The organism is Bifidobacterium saguini DSM 23967 (assembly GCF_000741715.1).
GTDB classification, from domain to species: Bacteria; Actinomycetota; Actinomycetes; order Actinomycetales; family Bifidobacteriaceae; genus Bifidobacterium; species Bifidobacterium saguini.
Genome location: NZ_JGZN01000013.1, coordinates 278099 through 291860, shown reverse-complemented (window position 1 = coordinate 291860; position 13762 = coordinate 278099). Strand labels below are relative to the sequence as shown.

Annotated in this window: 9 protein-coding genes; 5 read left to right on the top strand and 4 right to left on the bottom strand. The window is 57.9% G+C overall.

Annotated features, from left to right (window positions below):
• Nucleotides 1-165 precede the first annotated feature (165 nt).
• The 4 genes from yicI (at nt 166) to BISA_RS09445 (ending at nt 7061) form a co-directional block, all read left to right on the top strand.
• Nucleotides 166-2205, top strand: coding sequence for an alpha-xylosidase (gene yicI, locus BISA_RS09460; RefSeq protein ID WP_033891605.1), 2040 nt, complete (start codon nt 166-168; stop codon nt 2203-2205).
• Between the two features lie 167 nt (nt 2206-2372).
• On the top strand, nt 2373-3911 hold the full coding sequence (locus tag BISA_RS09455; RefSeq protein ID WP_033891604.1) for a glycoside hydrolase family 43 protein: 1539 nt from the start codon (nt 2373-2375) through the stop codon (nt 3909-3911).
• A 54-nt stretch (nt 3912-3965) separates the two neighbouring features.
• Nucleotides 3966-6032 (top strand): beta-galactosidase, encoded by a 2067-nt coding sequence (locus BISA_RS09450; RefSeq protein ID WP_033891603.1) that lies wholly within the window; start codon nt 3966-3968, stop codon nt 6030-6032.
• 138 nt (nt 6033-6170) lie between these two features.
• Complete coding sequence (locus BISA_RS09445; protein ID WP_033891602.1) at nt 6171-7061, top strand: ROK family protein; 891 nt, start codon at nt 6171-6173, stop codon at nt 7059-7061.
• A gap of 54 nt (nt 7062-7115) precedes the next feature.
• Here BISA_RS09445 and BISA_RS09440 read toward each other — a convergent pair whose 3' ends face one another.
• The 3 genes from BISA_RS09440 to BISA_RS09430 form a co-directional block, all read right to left on the bottom strand.
• Entirely contained in the window at nt 7116-7913 is a 798-nt protein-coding gene (locus BISA_RS09440) for a TetR/AcrR family transcriptional regulator (protein ID WP_033891601.1), read from the bottom strand.
• Between the two features lie 64 nt (nt 7914-7977).
• Nucleotides 7978-8802: an alpha/beta hydrolase gene (locus BISA_RS09435; protein ID WP_033891600.1), complete on the bottom strand. Its 825-nt coding sequence runs from the start codon at nt 8800-8802 to the stop codon at nt 7978-7980.
• A gap of 103 nt (nt 8803-8905) precedes the next feature.
• Nucleotides 8906-11410 (bottom strand): glycoside hydrolase family 94 protein, encoded by a 2505-nt coding sequence (locus tag BISA_RS09430; protein WP_033891599.1) that lies wholly within the window; start codon nt 11408-11410, stop codon nt 8906-8908.
• 495 nt (nt 11411-11905) lie between these two features.
• On the opposite strand from BISA_RS09430, the gene BISA_RS09425 reads away from it, so the two are divergent.
• Nucleotides 11906-12817: a biotin--[acetyl-CoA-carboxylase] ligase gene (locus tag BISA_RS09425; protein WP_033891598.1), complete on the top strand. Its 912-nt coding sequence runs from the start codon at nt 11906-11908 to the stop codon at nt 12815-12817.
• 240 nt (nt 12818-13057) lie between these two features.
• Here BISA_RS09425 and BISA_RS09420 read toward each other — a convergent pair whose 3' ends face one another.
• On the bottom strand, nt 13058-13657 hold the full coding sequence (locus BISA_RS09420; protein WP_033891597.1) for a biotin transporter BioY: 600 nt from the start codon (nt 13655-13657) through the stop codon (nt 13058-13060).
• Between the last annotated feature and the right edge of the window lie 105 nt (nt 13658-13762).

Genomic DNA, 13762 nt, shown 5'->3' with positions numbered 1-13762 from the left:
GCCTGCCGTGGATTGCTCAATGCAATCTGCGGCAGGCCTTTTGCGTTGTATTGCGGTATTTATGCGGCAGTTAGTACAGCACTGGCGTGTCGAAATTGGTTATTTATAGACTTATAAATAAGATACATTTCAACACAACGTACTCGCAATGAAGGAGACGTAACAATGAAGTTCCTCAATGGTGGCTGGCTTGTCAAAGACGGCTTCGACGTCAAGTACGCGGCCAATGTGTACACGGCGAACGTCGCAGAAAAGAAGCTCACCCTGTTCTGCCCGTTCGGCGTGCCGATTCATCACCCCGGCCAGACCCTGGATGGCGGCATTCTGACCATCGAAGTCACCAGCCCGCGTGAAGACATCATCACCACCAGGCTCATCAACTTCAAGAAGGATCGCGGCCACTGCCCGAAGTTCGCGCTCAACGAATCCGACCCGAACGTCACCATCACCGAGGACGATGACAAGTGGTCCTTCACTTCCGGCAAGCTGACGCTGGAGATTTCCAAGGGCGAGACCATCGACTTCAAGTATGTTTACGACGGCAAGGTCATCGCTCACTCCGGCTGGCGTGCCAAGGGTCTCGTGACCGATCCGGAAGGCCGTCTGCACGTTTCCGAACAGCTGGATCTCGGCGTTAGCGAGAAGATCTACGGCTTGGGTGAACGCTTCACCAACTTCGTCAAGAACGGCCAGACCGTTGACATCTGGAACGAAGATGGCGGCACCGGCACCGAGCAGGCTTACAAGAACATTCCGTTCTACCTGTCCAACAAGGGGTACGGCCTGTACGTGGACAACCCCGGCAAGGTCAGCTTCGAAATCGGCTCCGAGAAGGTCTCCCGCGTGCAGTTCTCCGTACCTGGCGAAGAAATGAGCTACTCGGTTATCGGCGGCAAGGATTTGAAGGGCATTCTCAACACCTACACCGACCTGACCGGCAAGCCGCCGCTGGTGCCGGACTGGAGCTACGGTCTGTGGCTCTCCACCTCCTTCACCACCGATTACGACGAGAAGACCGTGATGGAATTCGTCGACGGCATGGCCAAGCGCAACATTCCGCTGTCCGTGTTCCACTTCGACTGCCGTTGGATGAAGGAACTCGAATGGTGCAACTTCGAGTGGGATGAGACCAAGTTCCCCGATCCGGAAGGCCTGCTCGCCAAGCTGCACGAGCGCGGTCTGAAGGTGTGCGTGTGGATCAACAGCTACATCGGCCAGAAGTCCCCGCTGTTCGAGGAAGGCGCCAAGAAGGGCTACTTCATCAAGACCACCGATGGCGACGTCTGGCAGTGGGATAAGTGGCAGGCCGGCATGGCCATCGTCGACTTCACCAACCCCGAAGCCACCAAGTGGTACCAGGACAAGCTCAAGCACCTCGTGGCTCAGGGCGTCGACTGCTTCAAGACCGACTTCGGCGAGCGTATCCCCACCGAAGGCGTGCAGTACTACGATGGCTCCGACCCCGAGCTGATGCACAACTACTACACCTACCTGTACAACAAGGCCGTGTACGACGTGCTGGTGGAAACCAAGGGCAAGGACGAGGCGATTCTGTTCGCTCGCTCCGCCACCGTGGGCGGCCAGCAGTTCCCGGTGCACTGGGGTGGCGACTGCTCCTCCAACTACCCGTCTATGGCCGAATCCCTGCGCGCTGGCCTGAGCTTCGGCATGTCCGGTTTCGGCTACTGGAGCCACGACATCGCCGGCTTCGAAGACAAGCCGACCCCGGATCTGTTCAAGCGTTGGACCCAGTTCGGCCTGCTCTCCTCCCACTCCCGCTACCACGGTTCCACTGAATACAAGGTGCCGTGGCTGTACGGTGACGAGGCTGTAGAGGTCTCCCGCGAGTTCACCGAGCTCAAGCTCAAGCTCAAGCCGTATCTGGAAGCTATGGCCAAGGAAACCCATGAGACCGGCGTGCCGATGATGCGCGCAATGGTGCTTGAGTTCCCGACCGACCCGGCCTGCGAAGACATCGATACCCAGTACATGCTGGGTGACGACCTCTTGGTGGCACCGGTGTTCTCCGAAGACGGCACCGCGCGCTTCTACGTGCCGGACGCTGGCGGCGACCACGCTGGTGAGGCATGGGCCAACCTGCTGACCGGCAAGACCTACGAGCCGGGCCGCTGGTACACCGAACAGTACGACTACCACACTCTGCCCGTGCTGGTCCGCCCTGGCTCCGATCCGCTGGCCTTCTGATCAGCGTAAAAAACATGGCTCTGTTAAACCTAGATTGACATGAATCCGGCGGAACTACCCCTCAGTCGGCTTCGCCGCCAGCTCCCCTGACAAGGGGAGCCAAAAATAAGGGGTGTGTCAATTTTGGTTTAACAGAGCCAATAAGACTTTGCAATAAAGGTAGAATCATGACCCTGTTCAACGTTAAGCCGGCACGGCGCATCGCCTCCGGATTCCACCCGGACCCCACCATCTGCGAAACCCCGCAGGGCACATACCTGATGGTCAACAGCTCGTTCGAATTCTTCCCAGGGCTCCCGGTTTTCGAATCCGAAGACGGCGAACACTGGCACAAGATCGGCGACGCGATGAACCGCCCCGAGCAGTTCCCGTACGAGACGATGGACAACAGCCAGGGCATCTATGCGCCCACCTTGCGCTACCACGATGGCACCTACTACCTCATCGTGACCAACGTGAACGCCGGCAACATGATTCTCACCTCAACCGATCCACACGCCGGCTGGTCGGATCCCATCTGGGTGGAAGGCTGGCCCGGCATCGACCCGAGCCTGTTCTTCGACGACGATGGCACCGCCTACATCTGTGGCAACGAAGGCGGGGAGCCGGATGAGAACGGCGAACGCGAGCCAGCCGGTATCTACCTATCGAAAATCGACGTCACCACCGGAACGGTGCTGACCAAGCGTAAGCGCATCTGTGGCGGTATCACCGGTTCCAATCCGGAAGGCCCGCACATGTACAAGCGCGGCGACACCTACTATCTGATGTGGGCAGAAGGTGGCACCGAATCCGGGCATATGGAAAACATCGCACGTTCCAACAATCCGACTGGCCCGTACGAGATGTATCCAGGCAATCCACTGATCACCAACCGTTCCACCCATCTGACCCTGCAGGCCATCGGCCACTGCGATTGCGCGCATTTCGAAGACGATCGCACGCTGATGGTATTCCACGGCACCCGCAACAACAACGAATACCCAGCCCAAGGCTGGGTCGGCCGCGAACCGTACGCCGTCTGGTTCGATTGGAAGGATGGCTGGCCTGAGTTGGCCGATCAGTCATACGACTGCGACCTCAACGGTCACAATGATTCACTGGAATCAGATGTTGAATGGATTACTCCCGGCATCGATTCGGACAAGCAGTACATCGTATCGTCCGGTCATGCAATGGCGCCGGCCACCACCAATAACGCGACCATTACCGTGCATGCAGCCGCACAATCATTCGATCTGACCCACGGTGCACCGATGATCGGCACTCGCCAGACCGACCTGCGTTTCGAATTCGGCGCAACATTGGCGGACGCCCGCGCACTGTCCCTCGGTGAAGCAGGCGTTGCCGTATACGCCAACAGTCACCACTACCTGACCATCGCAGTGCGAGCATCCGATGCCAACGGATTGATTCGCGTCAAAGCCACGGCTCACAACGCCGGACTTGCCACCATAGTCGGTACTGTAGCTGTGCCGGCAAGCGCCAAACTGCGCCTGATTGTGCGCGGCGACGAATCCGGATATGACTTCGCCGTGGCCAACACCAGTGCATTCGCAGGCGGCGAGCAACTGCTCGGCCATGTGCCGGGCAAACTGCTGAGCTTCACCAACGCAGGTGGCTTCACCGGCATCCTGCTCGGCGTCTATGCACACGGCCAAGGCAACATCACCTTCAACAACGTGCACTACAGCGTGCAGCAGTAACACAATTCTGCCCGGCTCCCTCAAAAGGGGAGCCGGCGGCAAAAGGAGCATCGCATGACACCTTTATTCGACACGTTCCTCTTCGGCGGCGACTGGAACCCGGAACAATGGCCCGAGGAAACATGGGAACGCGATCTCGACATGCTCGAGGACGCGCACATCAATGAGGCAACCATCAACGTGTTCTCCTGGACGCTGCTGCAGTCGGGCGAGGAGGCCTACGATTTCACGATGCTTGACAAGATCGTGGCATTGCTGATCAAGCATCACTTCAACATTGTGTTCGCCACAGGCACCGCCGCATTGCCCGCATGGATGGTGCGCGAACATCCTGAAATCATTCGCACCACATTCGAAGGGCAGCGCCATGTGTTCGGCGGCCGCCATAACTTCTGCCCGAACTCTGCCTACTTCCGTGCGGTTGCCGGCAAACTCGCCGGCAAGATCGCCGAACGATACGCCGGCACTGAAGGCTTGAAGGCTTGGCATATCGGCAACGAATACGGCGGAGGCGGCGGCCTATGCTACTGCGAAACCTGCGCTGAAGCATTCCGCACATGGCTCAAGGCCAAGTACGGCACTCTCGAGGCGCTCAACAAAGCATGGTGCGCGAACTTCTGGAGCCACACCATTGTGGATTGGGCGGATATCGTGCCACCGGTCGGCTACGGCGACGGCATCGGATCCGACTGGGATCCGAGGAAGTGCGTAATCTCCGGGCTGCTCATCGACTACCGCCGATTCCAGAACGAATCCCAGCTGGCATGCTTTACGAACGAGCGCGACGCCGTGCGCCGGTTCGATGCCATCACGCCCATCACCACGAATCTGATGGGTACGTTCAAAGACCTCGACTACTTCACATGGGGTCCAGAAATGGACGTGATCAGCTGGGACAACTACCCGGGCATGGGCATGCCGGCAAGCCGCGTGGCCCTGAACCACGACTTGATGCGTGGCGTGGGCGGTGGCAAACCGTTCATGCTGATGGAACAGACGCCGAACCAGCAGAACTGGTTCCCATACTGCAAGGTCAAGCGCCCCGGCGAGGTGGCCGCATTGAGCTGGCAGGCCGTGGCACATGGCGCGGATACCGTGCAGTTCTTCCAAATGCGGCAGTCGATTGGCGGTTGCGAACGCTTCCACGGCGCCGTGATCGCACATGATGGTACCGAGGAATCCCGCGTATTCCGTGAGACTTCGGCGCTTGGCGAAGCACTCGAGAATATCGCACCGCAGATTATGGGTTCCGAAGTGCATGCACATGTGGCCATCATGTTCGACTGGGAAAGCTACTGGTCGCTGGAAGGCTGCGTGGGACCCATCGCAGGCTTCTCCTACCCGGATGAAGTGCACCGCTTCTACCGTGCATTCAACCGTCGCGGACTTGCCGTGGACATCATCCCCAGCACCACGTCGGCAGCCGAGCTCGCCCGTTACGCCATTGTGGCGGCACCGACGCTGATCATGGTTAAGCCCGGCGTTGCCGAAGCCGTTGAAGCATATGTGCGCGATGGCGGACGATTCATCACCGGCTACATGTCCGGCATTCACGACGAGCATGATCTGGTGATTCCGGGCGGTTACCCCGGTCCGTTCCGTGCGCTCGCCGGCGTCTGGGCCGAGGAAATTGATGCAATGGCACCAGGGGAGACGATCCCAGTGTCGTTCGGCGCGGAGGCTGCTGCAGCCAAGGGCACAGTAGAGGCAAGCGGCGAAATCGTGGCCAGCATCATGCATCTGGAAGGCGCCCGTACGCTCGCCACCTATGGAGGCAGCGAATTCTATGCCGGCACGCCAGCCGTTACCGTGAACACGTTCGGCAAGGGTGAGGCTTACTATGTGGGCACTCCGCTGAGCGAGCCCGGCATGGATGCGTTGGTACAGCCGATAGTAGATGCCGCAGGCTTGGCTTCGGTGAATACCCCGGATGGCGTCGAAGTCGCCGAACGATATGCGGATGATGGCCGAGTGTTTACATTCATCATCAACCTGACCGACCGTGAGCAGCAGGTTGCATTGCCGGCCCTGTCTGGTGCCGCCGACCTGCTGGCTCACGATGCCGTGCTGGAATCTGACTGCACATTGGCTCCGTATCAGGTCATTGTGGCGGCACGATAACTCAAATCTCAGGCCTTGTTAAGTCGGTCATCAATACGAATAACAAGGCCTGTTAAACTACCGGTATTGCTCCGTTTCATGCTGGTGTGAAAGCGTCAACGAGGCGAAAGGAGTAGCCGGAACAGCCGAGGAGGGCATATGGAAAGCACACGTGTGCTGACATTTGATGTGGGGTACAGGTTTATTCGCCATGCTGTGGTGACTGACGGTATTCAGGATGTGCCGGCTGCTTTTGCCACGCCCAAGGAAGATTCCGAAGATTTATTCGATGGCATTGCCAATGTAGTGCGCCAACAGCAGGAGTCGATTGATGGTATTGCGCTGAGCCTGCCCGGATTCGTTGACGTCAAGAAGCAGCGCACCATCACCGGTGGGGCGGTCAATGCCCTGTATAAGCAGAATGTGGGCAAGGAATTGCGCCGCAGGCTCGGTGATGATCTGCCTATTTGGGTAGAGAATGATGCGAATTGCGCAGCTATCGCCGAACGATACGCCGGCAACGCCCGTAAACTCGATGATTTTGTGGTGTTCACCATCACCGATGCCGGTGTGGGCGGCGCACTGTTCTTGGATGGACATATTCGCCGCGGCCGTGATTGGCGTGCTGGCGAGCTCGGCATGATGATTACGAACTATCAGACGGAAGGCGCGCGATCGCTGCATGAATACTCGGCCACGGATCGGTTGAGTGAACGCTATGCGGAGAAATTCGGTGGTCCTGCCGAAATCGTGGTGCCCTCCAGCCTGTTGCGCCGTATGAATGATCCGGAAGTGCGCAACATCGTGGAGGAGTGGGCTCAGTACATCGCCGTGGGCATCTACAACGTGGTGGTGTCGCTCGACCCTGAATGCGTATTGCTGGGCGGAGCGGTATGCCAGGAGACGGCATTCATGCCGCTGGTGGAACAAGCCTTAGACACGATCCCATATTGGAAGGATTTCGCCACCCCCATCAAACGTTGCCGCAACGTGAGCTATGCCGGTCTGATTGGAGCCTATTACGCGTTCGTAACCGAGCTGCAGAAGTAACGAAAATAAACTGCCGGTATCAATCACATGGCTGATACCGGCAGTTTATTTTCGTTACAGTTCCCTTGCTGCGAGCGTGAACTCTTGCAAGCATTGGCCGCTTGCAGGATCGTATTCGGACGGGTCACGGAAGCCTTGCCAAACACTCTCCGGGAAGATTTCTTCGGAGAACGCCATCCATTCCTCCAACAGATTGACGGAATGATCGGCAAGCCAACGATACTGCAGACCATCCATCGCAGACATCGACAGCGTATAGAGATGGTAGAGCCGCTCCTCATCGTATCCGGGCGGCAGAATCCATTTCATCGAACCAATCTGTTCCCAATTGCGCAAATGGCGGCCGATGAAGAATCGGTGGGCGGGGTGCGCAGGATTCAAAGCCTCGCCGTTGATCATTGAGAACAATTGCACCATTTCCGGGCGCTGCAGGTTGTACAGCACCACATTGACGCAGTAACGCGGGAAACAGTAGCAGAAATGACCGTCGAAATCGGTCACGGTAGCAGTGGAGGCATTGTATTCGTCGGCTTCGGGCGTATCGTAGCCCTCGGCGAGCACCATGTTGAGCAGTTCGTTCTTTGAACGAATGTAATGGTACAGCGCTGCCTCAGTAATGCCGATCTCATCGGCGATATCCTGCAGCGACATGCCCCAGAAGCCTTTGGAGGCAATGACTTTGACGGCGGCCTGCATGATTTGCAGATGCCGTTCCTCCGGGCTCATGCGCTTGCGCTTTTCGAAGGTAGTGCCGGATGTGGTATCGCGCACCACGGCTTGGAGGGTGGTCCTGGACGCCGCGGGCCAGCTGTTCTGATCCTGCAAGAATTGTTCCCATGCTGCAACGGGCATTGATAACCTCCCTCCAAGGAAATGTGTGCGCTCACAATGCTTCAATAGTTTACGCTATCGAATGCTATGCGAACAGTCGTTTCATCCAGCTGATAGCGAGCTCAGGCCACACCTGCACACATTCGAATACGCAGGCCGGATTCGCCTCCCATGCGGTTTCGATAGTGCCGAGCGCAAGTCCATGACCACCCTCGGGGAAGAGATGTGCCTCAACCGGCACCTTGGCGGCCTTGCACGCGGAAATGAGCTCGAGACTGTTCTCCACCGGCACGCAATCGTCAGTGACGGTATGCCAGAGAAAGACCGGCGGCGTCTTAGCGTCGATATGCTGTTCGATGGAAAGCTTCTTCAGCCAATCGGCATCGGTATTGCGGCCGTCGCCGAGCAGTGCATCGAAGCTGCCGCGATGGGCGTATTCGCCGGAAGTAATAACCGGGTAGCCAAGAATCAGCGCGTTCGGGCGAACCTCATCCGGATCATAGCCGTGAGTCTGCTCGTCATCATCGCCTGCGGATGTGGCGAGATTGGCGGCAAGATGGCCGCCTGCGGAGAAGCCGGCCACAGCAATACGGTCGGGGTCGGTATGCCATTCGCTGGCATGAGAGCGAATCAGGCGCATGGCTTCAGCGGCTTCGCACAAGGCGGTCGGATACACGCTGGGTTTGCAAGAGTAACGCAGCACGAACGCGTTGTAGCCGGCGCCCACGAACTTCAGTGCGATGGGCTCGGCCTCGCGGTCGGAAGTCATCTCATAGCCGCCACCGGGAATGATGAGCACAGCCGGGCGCTTGCGATGAAGATCGACTTCCGCAGAATTGTCGATAACATACCCGACGAATTGCGCTTGAGTGCCATCGATTCCTTCGATGGTGCGTTCAATGTATTGCATGAAGATCCTTTATCAGCGGGTGAGGGTTGGCTTGCCCTTGCATGCGCCGCGTGGACGCTGTGCGGATGCCAACCCTCACGATAGGAAGGGAAATGGATATCAATCAGAAGGTGACGGTGACCTCAACGTCATCGGCATCCTGTGCGGCTGCTCGCACCAGAGTGCCATCAACAGGCTGTCCGTTCACCGTGAGCGTGCGCTCGCCGGTGCGCTCCAGAGCAATGTGATAGGTCTTGCCCTGATACTTGCGGGTGACATCGAGATGCGTGTACTCGGCAGGCAGATGCGGCTCGATGGTCAGACCGTCCAGAGTGGGGCGAATACCGAGCAGATACTGGGACACATCCACGAACGTCCAAGCTGCGGTACCGGTGAGCCAGGAGTTCTTGCCCTCACCAGGTACAGCAGCCTCAGGGCCAGCCACCATCTGGCAGTACACGTACGGCTCAACCTTGCGAATGTCGGACTTATCCTCCAGCCAAGCCGGGCAGTTGCGGCGGTAGACGGCGAATGCTTCGTCATCATTGCCGGCAACAGCATTGGCAATAGAAATCCACGGATTGTTGTGGCAGAAGATACCGCCGTTCTCTTTATATCCGCGCGGATAGGTGGAAATCTCACCCAATTCGATGCGATAGGTGGAGTAGGCAGGAGCGAGGATGGCAGTACCCCACTCGCAGGTCAGGCGGTCGCGCACCGAAGTAAGCGCAGCCTGAGCCTTACCATCGTCGAGACCAATACCAGCCATAACGCACATGCCCTGCGGCTCAATGAAGATCTGACCCTCATTATCAGTGTGGGAACCAACCGGACGAGAGTAAGCATCGTAAGCGCGGACGAACCATTCGCCATCCCAGCCAGCAGTCTTGACGGCCTCAGTCATATCCTTGATTGCTTCGCGCACATGGGCAACCTCAGCGCTGGTTTCGTTGGAGGACATGCCGCAGTCGGTGCCGTAATGCTCAAGAATATCGGCGTACTGACCGCCATAGAGCACGAACATGCCGCCGATGAACACGCTTTCCGCAATGCCGGTGTCGTTGTTCTCCACGGTCTGGAAGCTTTCGCCCGGAGTGGCGGAGAAGCAGTTCAGGTTCAGGCAGTCGTTCCAGTCCGCGCGGCCGATCAGCGGCAGCTTGTGCGGGCCGAGATGAGTCATCGTGTAATTGGCGGAGCGGCGCAGATGCTCGAGCAGCGGAGCTTCGGAGCCTTCGACGTTGTTGAACGGCACCGGTTCGGTAAGAATGCTGACGTCGCCGGTTTCGGCAAGGTAGGCGTAGGTGCCGGCGATGAGCCACAGCGGATCATCGTTGAAGCCGCCGCCGATATCGGCGTTGCCCTTCTTGGTGAGCGGCTGGTACTGATGCCAGGCGGAACCGTCTTCCATTTGCGTGGAGGCGATGTCGATGATGCGCTCGCGGGCGCGTTCGGGCACAAGGTGGACGAAGCCCAGCAAATCCTGGTTGGAATCGCGGAAGCCCATGCCGCGGCCAGTGCCGGACTCCCAGTAGGAGGCGGAGCGAGACATGTTGAAGGTGACCATGCACTGGTACTGGTGCCAGATGTTGACCATGCGATCCAGGCGTTCGTCGCCGGATTCCACGGTGTAGATGCTCAGCAGCTGGTTCCAGTAATCCTTGAGCTCGGCAAGTGCGGCTTCGACCTGCTCGATAGTGGCGAAGCGCTCGTAAAGGTCGTGAGCGGGCTGCTTGTTGATGATGCCCACCTTGGCGGGATCGTTCGGATCCTCCCACTTCTGATCGGTGGGAACTTCGATGTAGCCGAGCATGAACACCAGCGAGCGGGTTTCACCCGGCTGCAAGGTCAGACGCACGCGGTTTGCGGCAATCGGCGACCAGCCATGTGCATAGGAGTTGCGGGCGCGGCCTTCGGCGATGACCTGCGGGGTATCCCAGCCGTTGAACTGGCCCAGGAAGGTTGCGCGGTCGGTGTCGAATCCGATGGCCGGAGTGTTCACAGACCAGAATGCGTAATGGTTGCGGCGCTCCTTGAACTCGGTCTTGTGATAGAGCAGGGTTGCATCCTCGCGCTGCTCGATTTCCACCTCGCCGGTGGACAGGTTGCGCTGGAAGTTCGTGGAGTCATCCACGGCGTTCCACAGGCACCATTCCACAGCACCGGTCACATCCACGGTCTTGGCGGAGTCGGTGGTGTTGGTTACGTCGAATCGGTTGATTTCCGCGTTGGTGTGCAGCGGCACGAATGCGGTCAGCGTGGTCTTGATGCCGGACTTTGCGGCTTCGAACACGGTGTAGCCGATGCCGTGGCGGCACTGGTAGGAATCCAGCGGGGTCTTGGCCGGCAGGAACGTGGGGGAGAAGGTCTCGACCGGGGTTGCGTCGGCGTCTTCGCCGCTCATAATGCTCACGTAGTAGTTGCGGGCGCCGTTGTCGGCGGGAACGCCGTTGTAACGGTAGCGGGTGATGCGGCGCAGCTTAGCGTCCTTGTAGAAGGAGTAGCCGCCGGCGGTGTTGGAAATCAGTGAGAAGAAGTCTTCATTGCCGAGGTAGTTGATCCAGGGCAGTGGGGTTGCGGGAGTCTCGATGACATACTCGCGGGCTGCGTCGTCAAAATGACCGTATCGCATGGTGTTCCTTTCGGCTGCTTCATTGCTGCTGCGGCGTTGTGGTCGTTTTCTGTGCCGCATTGTGCGTCTTTGGTACTACACCAGCATAGCACTTATTTATAAAGTTATAAATAAGGTTGTGGTGGGCGTGTGATGAGTAGGCGATGGTGGTTGTGTTTTTAGTTGTAGCTGTTTGTGTGTTGGTTGTACACGGGTGTGTGTCGTATGTATAAACCGCCGGGCTGTTGTGTGTTGTATGTGTCGGAGTGTGTTGCTCGTGGGTTGGATGCTGTGTGGAGGTTGCGTGTTGTACGCGAGCCGAGAGTGTGTTTTGCGTTGTCTCTCGGGTGGATGGATATGGATGGTGGGAGCCTTCTAGGGTGTGTGCGAGCGGCTGTGACTTTGCTCACCTGTGAACGTTCACATGGTCGCGGTATGTAGAAAAGCTTGATATTGAGCCGATTTTCATGGGATTTTTGGGTTTGGAACCGTGAGAAATGCGGTAACGTTTTGCCCATGATGCTTGCACTACAGACCACGACGCCTCGGCTGCCAAGAACCGAGGCTGTTGCGAATCGGATCGTCAGTGTTGCCGAAACCGATTCCACTAATGCACTGGCCGCGCAGATGATTGCGGACGGCTCGTTGGTGTTGCCCCCTATGGTTGCCGGCTCTGGAGCCGATCGTGCCGACCTGCCCGTCGCTCTAGTGGTAGCCGATCGCCAAGTGGCCGGGCGAGGACGCAACGGCCATTCCTGGATTAGTCAGCCCGGTTGCTGCTCGACGATTTCCTATGTGGTGCGACTCCCTCGCGCCATTGCATTGGATCCGTCCGTGAACGGATGGCTGCAGATGATTGCCGGACTCGCCACTCTGGACGCGCTCAACGGCATGATTGAGGAATATGGTGCCTCGATGATTGATGCGGCGCATTTCCTTGAGCTGAAATGGCCTAATGATGTGTTCTGCCACGGGTTGAAGCTCGGCGGTCTTTTGTCTGAAGTGGTGATGATCCCGGGCTCGGAAGATGTTTCCGATGGCGATGTGGCACTGGTGTTCGGTGTTGGTCTGAATCTGGCGTTGGGCCCCAGCCGACTTCCTACGGCGAAGTCCACATCATTGCAGCTTCATGCCACCGGATTGCCGTCGTTCGATGTGATGCAGGATGCCGTGGCGGTTCGTGAAGTCAAGGAACTCGGCCGGCGACTGGCGGAATTCGTGGCTGATCCGCAAGGCCAGGCCGAAGCGTTGCGCGCGGAGATGAGAACTGTATGTTGGGCTCGTGGCCGTGAAGTCGAGGCGCACTTTACTGATGGCTCCTCATTGGTGGGCGAAGCCATCGGACTCGACGATGATGCCTCTCTGGTGTTGCGCACTCCAGATGGTGTGGACCACATCGTGCACACCGCCGATGTCGGCGTGCTGTAATCCGTCCTCTTTTCTTACCCTTCGCTAGAGAGGCCAAACCTCCCAAAATTCTTGTACTGACGATTACTCAGTGCAAGAAATTCGGGAAATCAGCCCATAGTTCCCGAAATCCTTGCGCTCACGGTTGTTCAGTACAAGAAATTTGGGAACTATGGGCAATATGCCCGAAATCCTTGCACTGAGTAATCGTCAGTACAAGGATTTCGGGAGGGGTGGGGTGATTTCCGGAATTATGGACGCTCAGTGGCTGAGTTTGGTCAGTCCGGTGGTGGCCACAGCGGCCACGGCGGCCTTAACGATATCTCCAGCAACAAATCCCAGAGAAGCCACAGCCACAGCGGCCATCGGAACACCGGTCAGTGCGGACTGCACAAGGAAACCGAACGCGTACACCACGATAACGCCGCCGATGATGGCGGCGAACAAGTAACGGACTGCAGTTAGTGCGGTGGCGGCTAATGAAGATGTGTCGGCCTTGCCTCGCAGCAGCGCGATGGCCACCACCCCCGGCAGGAAGCCGAAAATGAAGCCTGCGCTTGGGCCGACCAACGCCATCGTGGAAGCGCCACCGGCGAATACCGGCAGTCCAATGGCTCCAGCGGCGATATACAGCGCCAAAGCTGAGCCGGCCTGGCGCCAAGTCAACATCAATCCGGCGAGCATCACGACGAACGTTTGTAGCGTAATCGGCACTGGAGTGCCCGGGATTGGGATTTCGCCAGCCGCGGCAGACAGCCACAGCAGCACGGTGAATAGCACCGGTTTCCATGATGCGGCAATGATGCGGCGGACCAATGAGCTAGTTGCTGCGACGGATGTTGTGGTGTGTGTAGTCTGCATAATGATTACCCCTTGCATGGTAAATGCTTGGATTCTTGAATTTCCTCTGGAAGGAAACGTCAAGAATCGTTATTTGCATCGGCGATTTTGGAAGGGCTGTGCCGC

What these genes read in the sequence shown, in the direction of transcription:
- BISA_RS09420 (WP_033891597.1), bottom strand. Translation starts at nt 13,657, where the DNA reads ATGCAGACTACACACACCACAACATCCGTCGCAGCAACTAGCTCATTG.
- BISA_RS09445 (WP_033891602.1), top strand. Translation starts at nt 6,171, where the DNA reads ATGGAAAGCACACGTGTGCTGACATTTGATGTGGGGTACAGGTTTATT.
- BISA_RS09450 (WP_033891603.1), top strand. Translation starts at nt 3,966, where the DNA reads ATGACACCTTTATTCGACACGTTCCTCTTCGGCGGCGACTGGAACCCG.
- BISA_RS09430 (WP_033891599.1), bottom strand. Translation starts at nt 11,410, where the DNA reads ATGCGATACGGTCATTTTGACGACGCAGCCCGCGAGTATGTCATCGAG.
- yicI (WP_033891605.1), top strand. Translation starts at nt 166, where the DNA reads ATGAAGTTCCTCAATGGTGGCTGGCTTGTCAAAGACGGCTTCGACGTC.
- BISA_RS09435 (WP_033891600.1), bottom strand. Translation starts at nt 8,802, where the DNA reads ATGCAATACATTGAACGCACCATCGAAGGAATCGATGGCACTCAAGCG.
- BISA_RS09455 (WP_033891604.1), top strand. Translation starts at nt 2,373, where the DNA reads ATGACCCTGTTCAACGTTAAGCCGGCACGGCGCATCGCCTCCGGATTC.
- BISA_RS09440 (WP_033891601.1), bottom strand. Translation starts at nt 7,913, where the DNA reads ATGCCCGTTGCAGCATGGGAACAATTCTTGCAGGATCAGAACAGCTGG.
- BISA_RS09425 (WP_033891598.1), top strand. Translation starts at nt 11,906, where the DNA reads ATGATGCTTGCACTACAGACCACGACGCCTCGGCTGCCAAGAACCGAG.